The organism is Oxalobacteraceae bacterium OTU3CINTB1 (assembly GCA_024123955.1).
Lineage (GTDB): Bacteria > Pseudomonadota > Gammaproteobacteria > Burkholderiales > Burkholderiaceae_D > Rugamonas.
In genome coordinates, this window is record CP099652.1 from 4,617,330 (window position 1) to 4,635,979 (window position 18,650).

Consider the following 18,650-nt stretch of genomic DNA (forward strand, 5'->3'; position numbering starts at 1 on the left):
TCGATAATACCAGCCTCGACTTTGCATAAAGCCTTTACGTTCAACCTCCCCCGCGATCCGTGGAAGCGAACGCTAGCGCTGTTTGCCGGCCAGGCTAGCCAACTATTCACGACCCGCAAGGGCACAGGGAGAACTTCATGAAAACTATCATTGTCTTTTGTCATCTGCGCTGGGACTTCGTCTATCAGCGCCCACAACAACTCCTGTCGCGCCTGGCACAACATTACAAAATCGCCTTCGTCGAAGAGCCGGTTTTCCATGATGGCGAGAGCTTCCTGCAGAGCTCGTCACCCGCACCCAACGTCACCGTCTACCGCCCGCACACACCGGTGCAGGCGCCCGGCTTCCACGACGACCAGATTCCGTTGCTGCAACCGCTGCTGGCCGAACTCATCCGTGGCGACGACGCCCCCATCGTCTGGTTCTACACGCCGATGGCGCTGCCGCTGCTGCCGCCGCTGCACGCCGGCCTGGTGGTCTACGATTGCATGGATGAACTCTCCGCGTTCAAGAATCCGCCCAAGCAGCTGCTGCAGCGCGAGACGGCGCTGCTCAAGATCGCCGACCTGGTCTTCACGGGCGGCCCCAGCCTGTACGAAGCCAAGCGCGGGCGCCACGACAACGCCCACTGCTTCCCCAGCAGCGTCGACGCCGCGCACTTCCAGCAGGCGCTCGACCGGGGCAACGCCCATCCGCTGCACGCCGGCATCCCGGGTCCGCGCCTGGGCTACTACGGCGTCATCGACGAGCGCTTCGACGCCCCGCTGCTTGCCGCGCTGGCCGACGCCCATCCGGAATGGCAACTGGTGATGGTCGGACCGGTCGTCAAGATCGATCCGGCCTCGCTGCCGCAACGCCCGAACATCCACTACCTGGGCCAGCAGTCGTACGACGCGCTGCCGCAGTTCCTGGCCGGCTGGGACGTGTGCCTGCTGCCGTTCGCGCTCAACGAATCGACCCGCTACATCAGCCCGACCAAGGTGCTGGAATACATGGCGGCCGAACTGCCGGCCGTCAGCACCGCCATCAAGGATGTGGAAGACCCGTATAGCGACATCGTCTGGGTGGCGCACAGCCACGCGGAATTCATCGAGTCCTGCGAGGCGGCGCTGGCGATGACGCCGGTGTTGCGCGCGGCGCTGAACGAGAAGATGCGCGCCGTGGTCGACAAGACCTCGTGGGAAGCGACCGCCGACGCCATGCGCGCGCTGCTGGCCAACACGCCGCCCTCCAGCAAAGGCGTCAAGCTGAGCCAGCAGGACGGCACCCGCGTCGCCGCTTCCGCCGACGTGACCTCCGGCAGCGCCGTCGTCAATCCGATGCGCCAGACGTCCGTTGCGCAGCGCACCGGCTGCCTGATCGTCGGCGCCGGACCGACCGGCCTGTCGGCCGCCTACCACCTGGGCGCCGACACCGTGCTGCTGGAGCGTAACGCCACCGTCGGCGGCTGGTGCCGCTCGATCCAGGACCAGGGCTTCACCTTCGATTACGCCGGCCACATCATGTTCTCCAACGACCCGTACGTGCTCAAGCTGTACGACATCTTGCTTGGCGACAACCAGCACTGGCAGATGCGCGAAGCCTGGGTCTACAGCAAGCAGGTGTTCACCCGCTATCCGTTCCAGGGCGCGCTGTACGGACTGCCGCCGGCCGTCATCAAGGAATGCATCGTCGGCGCCATCGAATCGCGCTACGGCCTGGCCGACAAGGCGGAGAGCTGCCCCACCGCCGGGACGGATGTCGAAGATTGCTGCGCCGACGGCACCGCCGATGTCGCCAACAGCAGCGCCAGCGCCATGTCGACCGCCGCCAAGGGGGAGGACTTCGAGCACTTCATCTACCGCGTGTGGGGCGCCGGCATTGCGCGCCACTTCGCCATCCCGTACAACAAGAAATTGTGGACGGTGCCGCTGAAGGAAATGGAAACCTCGTGGCTGGGCGGACGGGTGCCGCTGCCGGATCTGAACCAGATCATCGAAGGCGCGCTGGAGCCGGTCGCCAAGCCGATGGGGCCGAACGCCCGCTTCGGCTATCCGAAGCGCGGCGGCTTCCAGGCGCTGGTGTCGGGCTTCCTGCCGCACATTCGCGGCAAGATCGAGCTCAACGCGGACGCGGTCTGCATCCTGCCGGACGAGCACACGGTGGTGCTGGCCGACGGCCGCCGCCTGCAGTACGAGCAGTTGATCAGCACCATGCCGCTGCCGGAACTGGTGCGGCTGATCGGCAACGCGGCGCCGCCGGAAGTGCGGCGCGCGGCGGAGGGATTGAAACATATCTCGATCCGCTGCGTGAACATCGGCATCGCGCGCACCGACGTCACCGACAAGCACTGGATCTATTACCCGGAGGACAGCATCTTCCACCGCATCTTCGTGCAGGGTAACGCCAGCCCGGAATGCAATGCGCCCGGCGGTTTTGGTTTCACTTGCGAGATTTCGTATTCGCCGTGGAAGCCGTTGCCATTGGATGGCGAAGCGTTGATCGAGCGCTGCATCCAGGACTGCATCAAAGTCGGCATGATGCGCGAGGATGACCGCGTGATCACGGCCAACCAGGTCGACATGCCGTATGCGTATGTGGTGTACGACCACGCGCGGGCGGAGAACGTGGCGACGGTGCGCGCGTGGATGGAGCAGCACGATATCGTGCTGGCGGGGCGCTACAGCGAGTGGGAATATTACAACTCGGATCACGCCTTCCTGGCCGGCAAAAAGGCGGCGGAGCGCGTGCAGGCGAACCGTAGCGGTAACGCCAAGACAGCCGAGTCGTAACAAGGCTGTCGGTGACGCATGCATGGCGGATTACGCTACGCTAATCCGCCATGTCAAAGCCGGCAGCGTCGCCCCATGCAAACCAGCAATGTAAGCTCTGTCTTACACAAACACAGGGGCAACGCCCCTTGGGCGAGCGCCCTGCGGCAGGGATAATCTACCGACTATATAGACGAGCTTGACGCCGTCTCACTTTTTCGGAAGAACACCATGTCCCTACTCGCTCAAACATTGCCAGACACCATCGCCAGCGCCCGCGACAATAGCGCCGAATACGACTCCAGCGCAGCCCCGAGCGCCGTCTACCGCGCCCTGTCGCCAGGCGTTCCTGTCGGCAACGACCGAGCGATGGCCCGCACGTTCCTGGAGCAACAGCTGCAACAGGCCCGCCTGCTGAGCTCAGACCTGCCCGACAACACCGCCGGCATGGAAACCTGGATCACCGAACGCTCCGAAGCCATCGGCGCAGAATACAACGCCTACCTCAAGCAGCGCCGCGACGGCGCCCCGCGCCGCTACTTCACCACCAAGGCCCACGCGCTGTATTTCCTCAAGCACGTCGCCCCGACCAAGCTGGTCGACGGCGCCTGGCTGTACGGCGTGCTGGAGCGCTGGGACGATCCCGATTTCCGCCCCCTGATCCAGACCTACCTGGAAGAACTGGGCGACGGCGTGCCGGACAAAAACCACGTGGTTCTCTACAAAAAACTGCTGGCCAGCCACGGCTGCGACCAATGGCAGGATGTCGACGAAACCCACTTCGTCCAGGGTGCGATCCAGCTCGCGCTGGCCTACGACGCCGAACATTTCCTGCCGGAGATCATCGGCTACAACCTCGGCTACGAGCAACTGCCGCTGCACCTGCTGATCACCGCCTACGAGCTGAACGAGCTCGGCATCGATCCGTATTACTTCACCTTGCACATCACCGTCGACAACGGCGGTACGGGTCACGCCTTCAAGGCGGTGCAGGCGCTGCAACAATTGCTGCCGCGTTGCGGCGACGCCGCCGCCTTCCTGCGCCGCGTGCAAGACGGCTACCGCCTCAACGATCTGGGCGCCAGCACCAACTCGGTCATCGCCGAGTTCGATCTGGAGGCTGAACTGGTACACATCATGGCGACCAAAAGCGTGGTCGGCAAGAACATGCACTCCGACTACTGCCGCGTCGGCGGCCGTGGCATCAACGATTGGCTGTCAGATCCGCAACAGATTCCAGCCATGCTGGGCGAACTGGAAAAAGCCGGCTGGATACAGCGCGGCCAACCCGCGGACAACAGCCGCTTCTGGCGCCTGATCCAGAGCGAGCGCGCCGAGATGTTCGGCGTGTTCAGCGCCTACGAGCAACAGATCCTGAGCGACTGGATCGCCACCGTGCCTGGCGAGCCGACCGCGCCTGCCGCCCGCACGCCGAGCTTCCGCGCCCGCCAGCGCGCGCTCGATACGCTGGGCCTGCATCACAGCCCGCGCAGCGGCCCGATGCGTGGCGTCATTCGCCATCACGCTACCGACGCCAGCGCCAACGACGACGACGAGGCTATCGGCGAACTGCGTCAACTGGAATTGCAAGTAGCGTCGATGGGCAACAAGCAGGCGGCGATGCGATTGCTGCAGTCGCTGATGACGCCGGCGCGCCACCACAGCGCCGTCGGCCTGATGGCCACGCGCCTGTTCCGCCAGTTGATCGACTGATCCGCTATTTCCCGCCGGTCAGCAGGGCGCGCAAGGCTTCGGCCTCGGCGCGCGCCTGTTGCGCCAGCGCAGCATAACCGGGCTCGGGAGCGACGCTGCGCGCGGAGAACTCGGCGGCCAACTGCTCGGCCAGACTCTCCTTCTCCTGCACCGCCCGCAAGGCTTTCGACAAGGCCGCCTCGATGGCCTCCTCCTGTTCCCGAAGCAAGCTCAGCAAAGTGTAACTGTGACCGGTATGACAGCGGAAACGGCACGACTTCGCGTTATTCAGCGAAAACAGGCTGCCGCCGCATTCCGGACAGGTATAGGGCGACGGCGTGGCGATGCGCTTGAGCTGCTTCATCTCGCCGCCGCCGGACGCGAAGCGATTTTCCACCGTCAGCCATTCGGGCGCTTGAGCCGGGCCGTCCGCCACGCGCTCCGGCAGCCCCGCGGCCCACTCGACCAGCGCGCCGGCGATCCCGGCCAGCGGCAGGCACCGGTCCACTTCAACCTGCTCGAGGGCGTTGCGCGGCATGTCCGACGCGCTGGCATCGGCGGGGTCCTGCACAATGGCGGTCCCGCCGCAGGTCTTGATTGCCGCCAGGCCGGCCACGCCATCATCCAGGAAACCGGTCAGTATCACGCCGGCGGCGCCCCCGGCGTAAGCGATGGCGGCAGACCGGAACAGCGGGTCGATCGCCGGCCGCGAATGGTTTTCCCGGGGGCCGTGCACCAGCACGGCGCGCAGCGCATCGCCGTCGCGCTCGACCATCAAATGCCGGCCGGGCGGCGCCACCAGCACCATGCCCGGCGCCAGCGTCTCGCCGTGCGCGGCGTGCCGCACCGGCAAGGCGCAACTGCGCGAGAGAATGGCCGGCAGCACGCTGGGATGGTCGCCGATATGCATCACAATCAATACAGGCGCGGGAAAGTCTCCCGGCAGTCCGGCCAGAACTTCCGTCAATGCCGCCACGCCCCCGGCGGAGGCGCCTATCACAACCACTCCGTTCATCGTTTCCCTTCCGACGCGCCACGCGTCGTCGATTTTATCAAGTACCCGTGTTTTTCTCCAACAGCTGCGCGACCTTGCGCGACAGCTCCGCCATGTCCACCGGCTTGCCCACATGGGCAGAGAAGCCGGCGTCTAACGCGCGCTCGACATCCTGCCGGCGCGCCATGCCGGTGATGGCCAGCGCCGGCACGTCCTGGTAGTCCGGATGGGAGCGCAAGGCCCGGATGAAGGCCGTACCGTCCATCTCCGGCATGTCGAGATCGGACATGACCAGATCGAAACGCTGCGCCGGCAGCAGCTTGAGCGCCGCCACCGGCGAAGCGCAAGCCGTCACCACCGCACCCTCGAGCTCGAGCAGCATGGTGAACACCTCCAGGCCGTCGGCGCTGTCGTCGACCACCAACAGGCGCGCACCCTCGAGCACGCGTGTCGGCGGCGCCGCGTCGGCCGCGCGCGGTCCGGCGCCCAGCGCGCGCGGCAAGACCACCGTGAACGTGGCCCCCTGCCCCACGCCGGCCGACTCGGCCGTGACCCGGCCGCCGTGCAGTTTGACGATCTCGTGCACCAGCGCCAGGCCGATGCCCAGGCCGACGCCGCCGCGCATGGGGTTGGCGCTGCCCTGCTTGAAGATGTCGAAAATGGTCGGCAGTACGTCGGCGCGAATGCCCTGGCCGGTGTCGCGCACGCACAGGCGCACCTCGCGCTCGTCATGGTCGAGCGTGACGGTCACGGTGCCGCCGGGCGGGGTGAACTTGATGGCGTTGCTGATCAGGTTCCACACCACCTGTTCCAGCCGCACCTCGTCGGCGTGCACCGGCAACACCTGCTCCGGCATCCGCACCACGACCTGGGGCGCGTTGGGCGTGCCGCCCGTCACCTCGACGATGTTGCCCACCAGCGCGCGGAAATCGAGCTCGCGCCGGTCCAGCTCCATCTTGCCGGTCGACACGCGCGACAGGTCGAGCAGATCGTTGATGATCTTGGCCTGGCTGATGGTCGACGAGCGGATCGCGCTGACGGCCTTGTGCGCGGCCGGCTCGGCGCGCACCACGGGCAGGCGCAGCAGCACATCGGCGTGCATGTGGATCAGGTTGAGCGGATGCTTGAGCTCATGCGACATGATGGCCAGGAACTGGTCCTTTTGTTCATTGTCACGCTGCGCCTGGGTGCTGCGGCTGCGTTCGCGTGTAAGCTGCTCGGCGCGGCTCTTCTCGGCCTCCTGGCGTCCCGTCAGGTCGCGGCCGATCTTGGCGTAGCCGGTCAGCTCGCCGCCGCTCCCGCGCAGCGGCGTCAGCACGCCACTGCAGTAGAAGCGGCTGCCATCCTTGCGCAGGTGCCAGCGCTCGTCCTCGGCGCGGCCGTCGTCGCGCGCGCGGCGCTGCTCGTCGGCCGGCGCCCCCGCCGCACGGTCCTCGGGCACGAAGATGAGTTCGTAAGGCCGGCCGATGATCTCGGCCTCGGCATAGCCGAAGATGCGCTCGGCGCCGCTGTTGAAGCTGGTGATTGTGCTGTCGAGGTCGACGGTAAGAATGATGTAATCCTGGGTGCTGGCCGCGACCAGGCGCATGCGTTCCTCGCTGGCGCGGACGCGCTCCTCGGCTCTGCGGCGCTTGGTGATGTCGATGAACGTCAGCACCGCGCCGTCGATCTGGTCGAGGCCGGTACGGTACGGCAGCAGGCGGGCGATGAACCAGCGCCCGTCGTCGCTGGCGACCTCGCGCTCGACCGGCCGCAGCGACTCGAATGTGGCCGCCGCGTCCTGCGACAGCTCCGGATAGGTCAGCTTGTGTGTGATGTCGTGCAAAGGCCGGCCGACGTCGCTGGCGATCAGGTTGAACAACTCGCAGGCATGCGGCGTGTAGCGCTTGATGCGCATGCCGCGGTCGACAAAGATGGTGGCCAGGTCGGTCGAGGCGATCAGGTTCTGCAAGTCGTCGTTGACCTTGCCCGTCTCCTCGACTTTGCTCTTGAGCTCGAAATTGACGGTGATCAGTTCCTCGTTGACCGATTGCAATTCCTCCTTGCTGGTCTCGAGCTCCTCGGTGGCCGAGCGCAATTCCTCGTTAATCGCCTGCAGTTCCTCATTGGCCGCCTTCAACTCCTCGTTCGACGTCTCCGAGTTTTCGATGGTGTCCTGCAATTGCTGCCGGGTGCGCTGCAACTCCTGTTCCAGGCTCGACAACACGGTGTCTTGCGCCGGCTCGTGCGGGAGGCCGGCGGCCTGCTCGTCGGTGGTCTGCTCGACCTTGTGGAACAACACCAGGATGAAATCGGTGGCGGTGTTGGCGTCGTAGAACGGCCGCGCCACGATGTTCACATAAAACACCCGCTCGCCACGCTCGAAGCGCACGCTGCGCGTCTCGACGCTCTTGCCGCTTTGCGCCGCCTGGAACAGCGCGGCGCGCAGCTCCAGCCGCAGCTCCGGCTCGGCCAGCGCCACCAGGTTGCGCGACGGCTCGCCGGCGACATGGCGCAGGAATTGCGCCGTGCCCTCCGACATGTGGACAATGTTGGACTGCTGGTCGACCAGCACGCTCGGCGGCGCGTACTCGGCCAGCACGCGCTGGTGCACGCTGGCGAACGACGGCTTGTCGCCGTGCTGGCGCTCCGGGTACGGCACCGCCATCGCGGTCGCCATCGGCGCCATCATCGGGATGGCCGAGCGCGGCAGGCGCGACGTCGGCCGGGCGCGGTAGATGCGGTTTTTCTTATCGACCGGCACGAAGAAATCGGCCACCATGTCGGCCGACTCGGAGCCGCCGAGGAACAGGTAGCCGCCCGGGTTGAGCGCGAAATGGAACATCTCGAGCACCTGGGCGTGGGTGTCGCGGTTCAGGTAGATCAGCAGGTTGCGGCAGCTGATCAGGTCGATCTTGGAGAACGGCGGATCGCGCAGCAGGTTCTGGCTGGCGAACAGGATCTTGTCGCGCACCGACTGCTTGATGCGGTAGCGGCCGTCCTCCTTGTTGAAATGCTCGGCCAGCCGCGCGGCCGACACGTCGCGTGCGATGGCCGCGTTGTACAGGCCGGCGCGGGCGAAGGCGATCGCGCGCTCGTCGATGTCCGAGCCGAACAGCTGGAACTCCGCGCCGGTGGCGGTCCGGGCCGCGTGTTCGGTCAGCAGCATGCCCAGCGAATAGGTCTCCTCGCCGGTCGAGCAGCCCACGCTCCAGACGCGCAGCGCCTGGCCGTCCGGGACGTCGGCGAACAGCTTGGGCACGATGTCGCGCTCGATGCTCTCGAACGCCTCGGTGTCGCGGAAGAACTGGGTCACGCCGATGAGCATGTCGCGCAGCAGCGCCTCGCTTTCGGCGCGGTCCTCGCGCAGCAGGTCGCGGTACTGCGCCAGCGACGGCTTTTCGCGCACCTGCAGGCGCCGCTCGATGCGGCGCAGCACGGTGGCGCGCTTGTACTTGGAGAAGTCGTGTCCGGTGCGCGCGCGCAGGATGGTGGTGATGTCGCGCAGCACCTCCTCATCCTCGGCCGGCAGCGCGCTGTCGTTCGACTCGACGAACGGCTTGCCCTTGGGCAGCGGCAAGCTGATGCGGCGCGCATTGTCCCACACGGACGCCAGCTTGCCGGGCATCTCGGCCACCGGCAACACGAAATCGACCACGCCCGAATCGATCGCCGCGCGCGGCATGCCGGCGAATTCGGCCTCGTCGGGATTTTGCACCACCACCACGCCGCCATGGTCCTTGAGCGCCACCAGGCCGGCCGCGCCGTCGCTGCCGGTGCCCGACAGCACCACGCCGAACGCGCGCGACTCGTGCGCCGCCGCCAGCGTGCGGAAGAAGGTGTCGACCGCAATCGGCCAGCCGGCGCCGGCGGCGCGCTCGCGCACTCGCAGGTAGCCGTCGACCATCTCCAGCTGCCGGTTCGGCGGAATCACATAGACGGTGTTCGCTTCAATATGGGTCGGCCCGGTGACCTCGACCACCGGCAGCGGCGCCCACTTTTGCAACAGCGCGGCGGCGTCGCTCTCGTGGGTGGGCGACAGATGCATGACCACGACATACGACATCGCCACGTCGGGCGTTACGTGCTGAAAGAATTCTTGCAAGGCCGACAGCCCCCCCGCCGACGCGCCGATGCCGACGATAGGAAAATCCTGGATGCTGGGGAGGGCTTGATTCATTGGGGCCTGACGGAGGTGTGGAACGGAGTGGGGGCGCGGCCGCGTCGCGGCGATTTTTTTGTCCAGGACAAGCTACTCAGGACCCGCGCTCGCGCGCGCCACGGCGGCGCTCGGGCGTGGCCAGCACCCGTTTGATGATCGCCTGGTCGACCGCCTGTTCCATCAGGTAGATCTTGGCGCTGGGATAGCCGAGCGCGTCCTTATAGGACAAGCCCAGCTCGATAATACTGGCCAGCGCCTCGTTCTTGCGGCGGCACTCGGTGGAATGATCACTCATACGTATCCGAAGGGATTGAATCAACGAAAGGCCATGGTAAACCAGTTTTTACAATGATGCCAACTAAGAAACGAAACGGACTCGGATCGAACTCATCAATACGGCGCCGGCGCGGCGGCGTTTCGAGCGGACCGAAGTAAGCATTGGCTTACATCGGCACAGGACGAACCGCCCTACCGGCGCGCCGCGCTCCCTGCGACACTGCCTTACGCACTTTTCATGACAACGAACATCGACCGCGAGACACTCATGCAACACACACCAAAAACCCCACCCGCCCCCGGCGCCCTGATGATCATCGGCGGAGGCGAGGACCGCACCGACAACAAGGACGTGCTGGCCCGCTTCGTCGAGCTGTCCGGCGGTGCCGAGCGCCCGCTGGTGGTGCTCACCGCCGCCAGCAAAATCCCCGAGAACGTCTGGGAAATGTACCGCGGCGCATTACACGACCTGGGCGCGCGCAACGTGCGCCACGTGCCCATCGGCGACCGCGTCGACGCCGACGCCGCCGCCAACGCCGACATCGTCGCCGGCGCCGGCGGCATCTTCATGACCGGCGGCGATCAAAAACGGCTGGTCGCCCACATCGGCGGCACCGCCGTCGAGCAGGCCATGCGCGACGCCCACGCGCTGCGCGGCGCCTGCATCGCCGGCACCAGCGCCGGCGCCTCGGCCATGTGCACCCACATGCTGGCCGAGGGCAAGGCCGAGCTGGCGCCGGAAAAAGGCGCGGTGCGCCTTGGCGCCGGCCTCGGCTTCGTCCATCGCGTCGTGATCGACCAGCATTTCTCGCAGCGCCAGCGCATCCACCGGCTGCTCAGCGTGGTCGCGCAAACCCCGTTCCTGCTCGGCGCCGGCATCGACGAGGACACCGCGCTGATCGTGCACGGCCGCGCCGGCTTTGAAATCATGGGCGAAGGCACGGTCACCGTGCTCGACTGCCGCACCGCCAAGACCAACATCGCCGACCTGCGCGCCGGCGCCGTGCCGACCCTGGTGGGCGTGGGCCTGCACCTGCTGCCGTCCGGGACGGCCTTCGCGGCCCCGCCCGACCCGGCGGCCCCGCACACCGCCGCCCCGCGCGGCAAATTGCCCGACGGCGCCGTGCCGGCTCCGCGCGCGCTGGCCGACTTCCTCGACTTCCTCACCGACCGGAACGACGAATCATGAACATCCTCGAACAACGCGTGCTGCGCGGCCCCAACCTGTATTCGACGCCCCCCTGCATCCTGACCGTGCTGGATTTACAACACCTGCGCGGCCTTCAAACCAACGAGATCCCCGGCTTCAACCAGCGCCTGCTCGAGATCCTGCCGTCGCTGCAAGAAGACCGCTGCTCTGCCGGACAATACGGCGGCTTCGCCCGGGCGCTCCACGAAGGCACCAATCTGGCCCACGTGGTCGAACACGTCGCGCTCGCGCTGCAATGCCTGGCCGGCACGCCGGTCAGCACCGGCCGTACCCACCAGGCCGGCCAGGCCGACGGACACTACCGTGTGGTGTGCGAATACGAACTCGAGCAGATCGGCATCAACGCGGTCGAGTTGGCCATCACGCTGGTGCGCGCCCTGGCAGAGGCGGACCGGCAGCACGCCGGCGGCGCGCCAGCGGCGGCGATGCTCGAACCGGGCGGTCCGCTGGAAGACGGCCTGGCCGCGCTGCGCGAGACCGCGCGGCGCCAGGCCAACGGCACCAGCACCGGCGCCATCCTCAAGGCCGCCGCACGGCAGGGCATTCCGTTCCGCCGGCTCACGCCGGAGGCCAATCTGTTCGTGCTCGGCTGGGGTGCCCAGCAAAAGCGCTTGCAGGCCAGCATCACCGGCGATACCGGGCACATCGCCGTCGGCCTTGCCTCGGACAAGGCGCTGACCAAGGCGCTGCTGCGCGAGACCGGCGTGCCGGTGCCCGAAGGCACGACGGTGCGCTCGCTTGAGCAGGCACAGCGCGCGGCCCTGGCGCTCGGCGGCCCGGTCACCATCAAGCCGCTCGACGGCAACCACGGGCGCGGCGTCACCACCCGTTGCGGCACGCCCGACGAGGTGGCGCTGGCGTTCGAACGCGCGCGCGAGCACGGCCGCACCATCATCGTCGAACGCTATATCCAGGGTGACGATTACCGCGTGCTGGTGGCCGGCGAGCGCGTGGTGGCGGCCGCGCTGCGGCGCCCGGCCGCCGTCACCGGCGACGGCGTATCGACCGTGCGCGAACTGGTGGAACGGGAAAACACCAATCCGGCGCGCGGCGACGGCCACAGCAACATCCTGACCCGCATCCCGCTCGACGGCCACGCCGAGACCACCCTGGCCGAACAAGGTTTGCGGCTCGACAGCGTGGCGGCGGTCGGACGCCGCGTGCTGTTGCGCGGCAACGCCAACCTGTCGAGCGGCGGCACCGCCGAGGACGTGACGGACCGGCTGCCGCCGCAAACGCTGGCCATGTGCGTGCGGGCGGTGCGCAAGATCGGCCTTGACGTCGCCGGCATCGACCTGGTGTGCGAGGACATCGGCGTGCCGCTTGACGGCAGGAACGGCGCGGTGATCGAAATCAACGCCGCGCCCGGCCTGCGCATGCATGAATACCCAAGCGCCGGCACGCCGCGCGACGCCGGCGCGGCCATCGTCGAATCGATGTTCGGCGCCGGCGACGGCCGCATTCCGGTCATCGCCGTCACCGGCACCAACGGCAAGACCACCACCACGTTGATGATCGAGCACACCTTGCGCCAGGCCGGCATCGGCACCGGCTGCACCACCAGCGAAGGCGTGTTCATCAACGGCGAAGCGATCACCCGGGGCGACTGCAGCGGCTACTGGTCGGCGCGCTCGGTGCTGGCCGCGCCCGAGGTCGAATTCGCGGTGCTGGAGACGGCGCGCGGCGGCATTCTCAAGCGCGGCCTGGCGTTCGACCGCTGCGACGTCGCGGTGCTGCTCAACATCAGCGACGACCACCTGGGCCTGGACGGCGTCGAGACGGTCGACGAGCTGGCGCGGGTCAAGGCGGTGGTGGCGCGCGCAGCCTCGTGCGCGGTGGTGCTCAACGCCGAGGACGAACGCTGCGTGGCCGTCGGCGCCGGCCTCGATCCCGACGTCGAGGTGATCTATTTCAGCTGCCAGGCCGAGCACCCGGTGCTGGTCGCGCACCTCGCGCGCGGCGGGCGCGCCGCCTGGCTCGAGCGCGGCGCCGTCATGCTGGCCGACGGCAAGGCGCGCCAACGGCTGCTCGATGCCAAGGCCATCCCGGCCGCGCTGGACGGGCGCGCGCGCCACAACCTCGCCAACGCGCTGGCGGCCGCCGCCGCGCTGATGGCCAGCGACCTGGTGCCGGCCATGATCTGCGCCGGCCTGCGCTCGTTCGTCTCGGACGCGCGGCGCAATCCGATGCGCGCCAACGTCTACGAGGTTGGCGGCGTGCAGGTGATCGTCGACTACGCGCACAACCCGGCCGCCTTCGCCGCGCTGGCCGCCACCGCCCGGGCCATGACGTCGGACCGCACGGTGGCGGTGGTGACCGCGCCGGGCGACCGCCGCGACGAGGATTTCCGGCGCATCGGCGAGACCTGCCAGGCCGGCTTCGACCAGGCCATCTTCTACGAATGGGAAAGCGAACACCGCGGGCGCGAGGCCGGCCAGAGGGCCGCGCTGATGCACGCGGCCGCCAGCGCCGCCCGGGGTGGACCGCACGGCTTGCTGGTCGAGCTGGCGCCGGCCGCCGCGTTGCGCGCCGGACTGGCGCGCTGCCGGCCGGGCGACGTCTTGCTCTACGCCTGCGGCGCCTCGGTGGCGGAGCTGGTCGACGCGCTGCGCCCGGTCGCCCCCGTCAGCGCCGAGCGCATCGGCGAAATGCTGGCGTAAGACGGCTGGATCAATCCGGGGTCAGGTCCACCATTTCTACACGAGCCGATCAGTACCGCCCGCCCGGTCGGCGTGGGCGGTCTGCAAAATCTTGATCAGGTCGCTGAGCCGGTAAGGCTTGGGGATCAGGTCGAAGGCATCGAGTTCGGGACTCTGGTCCTGCAGGCTGGACCGTGTGTAACCGGACGCCAGTATCACCTTCACATTTGGAAATTCGCGGCGCGCGATTTTCGCCAGCTCGATGCCGCCCATGCCCGGCATCACGACGTCGGTGAACAGGATAGCGATGTCGCCGCTGGCGCGCAAGGTCGCCAGCGCCTCGACGCCGTTGTTGGCCGACAGTACGTCGTAGCCGAGATGGCTGAACAGCGCCACCGCCGTTTCCAGCACGTCGGGCTGGTCGTCGACCAGCAGCACCTTTTCCGATTTGCTGTGTCCGTTATCGGCGTGGGCGCCATCGGCGTCGACGATGGCCGGGAAATACAGCGCCACCGTCGTGCCCTCGCCCACCACCGACGTGATTGCCAGGTCGCCCTGGCATTGCTGCGCCAGTCCGTACACCTGGCTCAACCCCAGCCCCGTGCCCTTGCCGACGGGCTTGGTCGTGAAGAACGGCTCGATGGCGCGCGCCACCGTCTCCGGCGGCATGCCGGTGCCCGAGTCCGTCACGGCCACCCTGACGTAGCTGCCCGCCGGCAACTGTCCAACATCGCCGTCGGCCAGTCGCACCGTGTCAACGGCAACCGTCACGTCGCCGTGGTCCGGCATGGCGTCGCGCGCATTGACCACCAGATTGAGCAATGCCGCCTCGAACTGGGTCGGATCGATCAGCACGCCGGGCAGGTCTGGCGCCAACTGCATGCGCAGCCGCATGCGGCTGGGCACCGCGCGGTGCAGCACCGCGTCGAACGAGCGGATCACGCGGCCGATATCGTGCGCCTCGCGCCGCAGCGGCTGCTGCCGCGCGAACGCCAGCAACTGCTGGGTCAGCGCCGCCCCCCGCTGGGCCGCCCGCTCCATCGCGTCCATCGCGCGGCGCTGCGCGGTGCGGTCGACCACCGTGCGCAGGATGTCGAGCCCGTTCATGACGACGTTGAGCAAATTGTTGAAGTCGTGGGCGATACCGCCGGTGAGCTTGCCGATCGCCTCCAGTTTCTGCGATTGCAACAGCGATTCGCGCGTGCGTTCGAGTTGCTCGGCGGCCTGCCGGCGCTCGGTGATGTCGCGCGTCACCTTGGCAAAGCCGAGCAGCTTGCCGCCGGCATCGTGGATGGGATCGATCACCACGTTGGCCCAGAAGCGGGTACCGTCCTTGCGCACGCGCCAGCCTTCGCGCTCGAACCGGCCCTCCTTGAGCGCCGTGCTCAGCGCCACCGCCGGCGCCCTGGCGGCCTGGTCCTCGGGCGTATAGAACATCGCGAAACTCTCGCCGACCACTTCGTCCGCCTCATAGCCCTTGATGCGCCGCGCGCCTTCGTTCCAGTTGGTCACCACGCCCTCGGGCGACAACATATAGATCGCGTAATCGGTCACGCCCTGCACCAGCAGCCGGAAGCGCTCCTCGCTGGCATGCAGTTCGTCCTGGGCGGCGCGCTGGGCCGTGATGTCGCGCGTGATCTTGGTAAAGCCGAGCAATTCGCCGGCATCGTCCCAGATCGGATCGAGCACCACGCTGGCCAGGAAGCGGGTGCCGTCCTTGCGAACGCGCCAGCCCTCGTCCTCGAACTTGCCGGTGGTCCTGGCCTGTTCCAGCGCCAGCGCCGGCCGCCCGCGCGCCTGTTCCTCGGCGGTGTAAAAGACCGAAAAATGGCGGCCGACGATCTCGTCCTCGCGATAGCCCTTGAAGCGCTGGGCGCCGGCGTTCCAGGTGATCACCACGCCCTCGGGCGACAGCGTGTAGATCGCGTAATCGGTGACGCTGACGATGAAATGGCGAAAGCGCTCGGCTTCGAGCGCCTGGGTGGTCGACGGCTTTTCTTGCTGCATGAGGATTCCTCGTGACACGAAACAGTCGTGTACTCTCACCCGAATTCTAAAGGAGCTGTCGGGAAACGTTGCTGAGCAAGCTGTCAATCGTCCGTCCAGGACAAGGAGTCACTTGCAAACATAAATTTACCGCATCTGTCCCCGCAGCGTGGCTGCATGCGGGTTCGACGTTGTTATTCGACACAAGCACCCATGGCACCACCTTGCACCAGTATAATTTTCAAAGGTGATCTAAAAGGAAACAACAATGCTTGGCAAAATGAGAGCCGCGAAGTGGATGCGCGCAGCCGCCGCCCTTACGCTGGCCATGGCGATGGCAAAGTCCGCCGCCGCGCAGGCCCGCATCGACGACGGCGCCGAGAAGACCGACATCGCGGAGATGTTCACGCTGACCGCGCTGGCCGCCTTCTCCGATTCCGCAGCCAGCGCCACCCTGCAGGACCAGTTGTACGCCGCCTCGCCGACCAGCGTGAAAGCCGGGTTCCTGTACAAATTCCTCGGCTACGTCGACTTTCCCGCCGGCCCGCTCGATCCCGGCACGCCGTACGTGGTGGGCGTGGTCGGCGCCGACGGCATCGCCGCCGAACTGACGCGGCTGACCGCCGGGCGCCTGGTCAACAACCACGCCGTCGTGGTGCGCAAAATGCAGGGCCACGACCCGTCGGGTGGCCTGCACCTGCTGTTCATCGGCGCGGACGAAGGCGCCGACGAGGCGGCGCTGGTCAAGGCCGCGCAGCCGGCCGGCGTGCTGACGGTCACCGAATCGGCCACCGGCATCGAATCGGGCAGCGTCATCAATTTCAAGCTGGTCGACGAGCGCGTGCGCTTCGAGGTCTCGCTGGCGGCGGCCGACAAGGGCCGGCTCAAGCTGAGCTCGCGCCTGTTGTCGGTGGCGTACGCGGTGCAGAAAGGCGGCGGCTGATGGCGTGGTTGGGCGTGAGCTTGTCCACCGTGCGCGCTAGGCTGATCGCCATGGCCCTGGCCACCACCGCCGCCGCCCTGCTGCTGTGCACCTGCGCCATGCTGTTTTACGACCTGGGCACGTTCCAGCGCTCCTGGATCGACGACATGCGCACCCAGGCCGAAATGATCGCGCTGGCCAGCGCCCCGGCGATCAACTTCAACGATGCCCCTGCCGCGCGCAAGAACCTCGACATGTTGCGGATGCGGCCGGAGATCCTGGCCGGCGCCATCTACAACAGCGGCGGCGCGATGTTCGCCTCCTACACCCAGGCCGCGCTGAAGACGCCGGTATTCCTGGAAAAACCGGGACCGCTGGGCCACCAGATCGTCAACGGCAGCCTGACCTTGAACCACCCGATTGTCGAACATGGCGAGCGCATCGGCACGGTGTACCTGGAAGCGCGTTACCGCATCGGCGAGCGCATCGCCTCGTATGGCTCGATCCTGGTGGCCGTCATGCTGTGCAGCCTGTTGCTGGCGGCGCTGGTCGCCTCGCGCCTGCAGCGCAGCATCACCGCGCCGCTGGAAGGGGTCACGTCGGCCGCGCGCGCTGTCATCCAGCGGCGCGACTTCAGCCTGCGCGTGCCGGGCTCGGCGCCGGGCGAGATCGGCACCCTGGTCGATGCCTTCAACGCCATGCTGGCCGAGGTGGAAAAAAGCGCCAGCGGCCTGATCGCCACCAACCGCACCCTGGAGCGGGAGATGGCGGTGCGCCAGGAGGCCGAGCGCGCGCTGCGCATCGCCGACCGCCGCAAGGACGAGTTCCTCGCCACCTTGGCGCACGAGCTGCGCAACCCGCTGGCGCCGATCAGGACCGGGCTCGACATCATGCGCATCAACCCGGCCGACCTCGGCGCCGGCCAGCGCGCGCGCGACATCATGGAGCGCCAGCTGCGCCAGATGGTGCGGCTGGTCGACGACCTGCTGGACGTGTCGCGCATCAACACCGGCAAACTCACCATCAAACGCGACCTGCTCGACCTGCAGCAAATCATCCACGACGCCTTCGAAATCGTGCGCCCGCTGGTCGAGCAGCAGGGGCACGTGCTGACGGCCGCGCCGCTGGCGCATCCGCTGCTGATCGAGGGCGACGCCACGCGGTTGACGCAGATCCTGTCGAACCTGCTCAACAACGCCGCCAAGTACACCGCGCGCGGCGGGCGCATCGCGGTCGATGTGGAGCTGGAGCAGCGGCGCGTGCGGGTCCACGTGCGCGACAACGGCATCGGCATCGCGCCGGAGATGCGCGAAGCCGTGTTCCAGATGTTCGTGCAGGCCGACGCCTCGCTCGAGCGCACCACGGCGGGCCTCGGCGTGGGCCTGTCGCTGGCGCGGCGGCTCGCCGAGCTGCACGGCGGCGAGCTGAGCCTGCACAGCCTGGGCCTGGGCTACGGCAGCGAATTCGTGCTGACCCTGCCGTTGCCCAAGGACGCCGAAGTGCCCGCAAGTTCGGCCGCCAACCCGGCCGCTACCGGCGCGAAGGCCGGCACGGCGACCGCTCGCGGCGATAGCCGGCGCATCCTGCTGGCCGACGACAACATCGACTTCGTCAACAGCATGGGCGCGTTGCTGGAGTCGCGCGGGCACGTGGTGTCGGTCGCCTACGACGGCCAGAGCGCGCTTGCCAATGCCGCCGCGTTCATGCCGGAATTCGCCTTCCTCGACATCGGCCTGCCGTCGCTCAACGGCTACGACCTGGCGCGCGCGCTGCGCGCCCTGCCTGCCTTGCGGCACACCACGCTGGTGGCGGTCACCGGCTGGGGCCAGCAAAAGGACAGGGATTTGGCGACGGAAGCGGGCTTCGACGCCCACTTGGTCAAGCCGGTGAGCTTCGAACAGATCGAAGCGATGCTCGCCGCCACACCGGGGAGCAGCAAAACACCGGGGGTCAGTGCCGACATTCGGACAAACTGAAATAACAGGGAACTTTTCAGCGTACAAAACGTTCCCAAATGTCCGAATGTCGGACCTGACCCCG

The 18,650-nt window shown here is 67.4% G+C and carries 10 protein-coding genes; 6 read left to right on the forward strand and 4 right to left on the reverse strand.

Annotated elements, in window-relative coordinates; translation table 11 throughout:
- Positions 1 to 137 precede the first annotated feature (137 nt).
- A complete protein-coding gene (locus NHH73_19920) occupies positions 138 to 2,771 on the forward strand; it encodes an NAD(P)-binding protein (GenBank protein ID USX24870.1) in 2,634 nt (877 codons plus the stop codon).
- 210 nt (positions 2,772 to 2,981) lie between these two features.
- On the forward strand, positions 2,982 to 4,463 hold the full coding sequence (locus NHH73_19925) for an iron-containing redox enzyme family protein (protein USX24871.1): 1,482 nt from the start codon (positions 2,982 to 2,984) through the stop codon (positions 4,461 to 4,463).
- A gap of 4 nt (positions 4,464 to 4,467) precedes the next feature.
- Here the strand turns inward: NHH73_19925 and NHH73_19930 are convergent, their stop codons facing one another.
- From NHH73_19930 to NHH73_19940, 3 genes are all read right to left on the reverse strand, one after another.
- Positions 4,468 to 5,457: a chemotaxis protein CheB gene (locus NHH73_19930; protein USX24872.1), complete on the reverse strand. Its 990-nt coding sequence runs from the start codon at positions 5,455 to 5,457 to the stop codon at positions 4,468 to 4,470.
- Between the two features lie 37 nt (positions 5,458 to 5,494).
- Positions 5,495 to 9,595, reverse strand: a complete 4,101-nt coding sequence (locus NHH73_19935; protein ID USX24873.1) for a PAS domain S-box protein — start codon at positions 9,593 to 9,595, stop codon at positions 5,495 to 5,497.
- Positions 9,596 to 9,671: 76 nt separating this feature from the next.
- Complete coding sequence (locus NHH73_19940) at positions 9,672 to 9,872, reverse strand: hypothetical protein (GenBank protein USX24874.1); 201 nt, start codon at positions 9,870 to 9,872, stop codon at positions 9,672 to 9,674.
- Between the two features lie 249 nt (positions 9,873 to 10,121).
- On the opposite strand from NHH73_19940, the gene NHH73_19945 reads away from it, so the two are divergent.
- A complete protein-coding gene (locus NHH73_19945; GenBank protein USX24875.1) occupies positions 10,122 to 11,042 on the forward strand; it encodes a cyanophycinase in 921 nt (306 codons plus the stop codon).
- Positions 11,039 to 13,723, forward strand: coding sequence for a cyanophycin synthetase (cphA, locus tag NHH73_19950; protein ID USX24876.1), 2,685 nt, complete (start codon positions 11,039 to 11,041; stop codon positions 13,721 to 13,723). Before NHH73_19945 ends, cphA begins: the two co-directional genes overlap by 4 nt.
- 36 nt (positions 13,724 to 13,759) lie before the next feature.
- Here the strand turns inward: cphA and NHH73_19955 are convergent, their stop codons facing one another.
- Positions 13,760 to 15,709: a PAS domain S-box protein gene (locus tag NHH73_19955; protein USX24877.1), complete on the reverse strand. Its 1,950-nt coding sequence runs from the start codon at positions 15,707 to 15,709 to the stop codon at positions 13,760 to 13,762.
- Between the two features lie 247 nt (positions 15,710 to 15,956).
- Here NHH73_19955 and NHH73_19960 point away from each other — a divergent pair, with 247 nt between their 5' ends.
- Positions 15,957 to 16,631: a YfiR family protein gene (locus NHH73_19960; protein USX24878.1), complete on the forward strand. Its 675-nt coding sequence runs from the start codon at positions 15,957 to 15,959 to the stop codon at positions 16,629 to 16,631.
- Between the two features lie 14 nt (positions 16,632 to 16,645).
- Positions 16,646 to 18,586 (forward strand): ATP-binding protein, encoded by a 1,941-nt coding sequence (locus NHH73_19965; GenBank protein USX24879.1) that lies wholly within the window; start codon positions 16,646 to 16,648, stop codon positions 18,584 to 18,586.
- The last annotated feature ends 64 nt before the right edge of the window (positions 18,587 to 18,650 follow it).

What these genes read in the sequence shown, in the direction of transcription:
- NHH73_19925 (USX24871.1), top strand. Translation starts at nt 2,982, where the DNA reads ATGTCCCTACTCGCTCAAACATTGCCAGACACCATCGCCAGCGCCCGC.
- cphA (USX24876.1), top strand. Translation starts at nt 11,039, where the DNA reads ATGAACATCCTCGAACAACGCGTGCTGCGCGGCCCCAACCTGTATTCG.
- NHH73_19960 (USX24878.1), top strand. Translation starts at nt 15,957, where the DNA reads ATGCTTGGCAAAATGAGAGCCGCGAAGTGGATGCGCGCAGCCGCCGCC.
- NHH73_19940 (USX24874.1), bottom strand. Translation starts at nt 9,872, where the DNA reads ATGAGTGATCATTCCACCGAGTGCCGCCGCAAGAACGAGGCGCTGGCC.
- NHH73_19935 (USX24873.1), bottom strand. Translation starts at nt 9,595, where the DNA reads ATGAATCAAGCCCTCCCCAGCATCCAGGATTTTCCTATCGTCGGCATC.
- NHH73_19930 (USX24872.1), bottom strand. Translation starts at nt 5,457, where the DNA reads ATGAACGGAGTGGTTGTGATAGGCGCCTCCGCCGGGGGCGTGGCGGCA.
- NHH73_19955 (USX24877.1), bottom strand. Translation starts at nt 15,709, where the DNA reads ATGCAGCAAGAAAAGCCGTCGACCACCCAGGCGCTCGAAGCCGAGCGC.
- NHH73_19945 (USX24875.1), top strand. Translation starts at nt 10,122, where the DNA reads ATGCAACACACACCAAAAACCCCACCCGCCCCCGGCGCCCTGATGATC.
- NHH73_19920 (USX24870.1), top strand. Translation starts at nt 138, where the DNA reads ATGAAAACTATCATTGTCTTTTGTCATCTGCGCTGGGACTTCGTCTAT.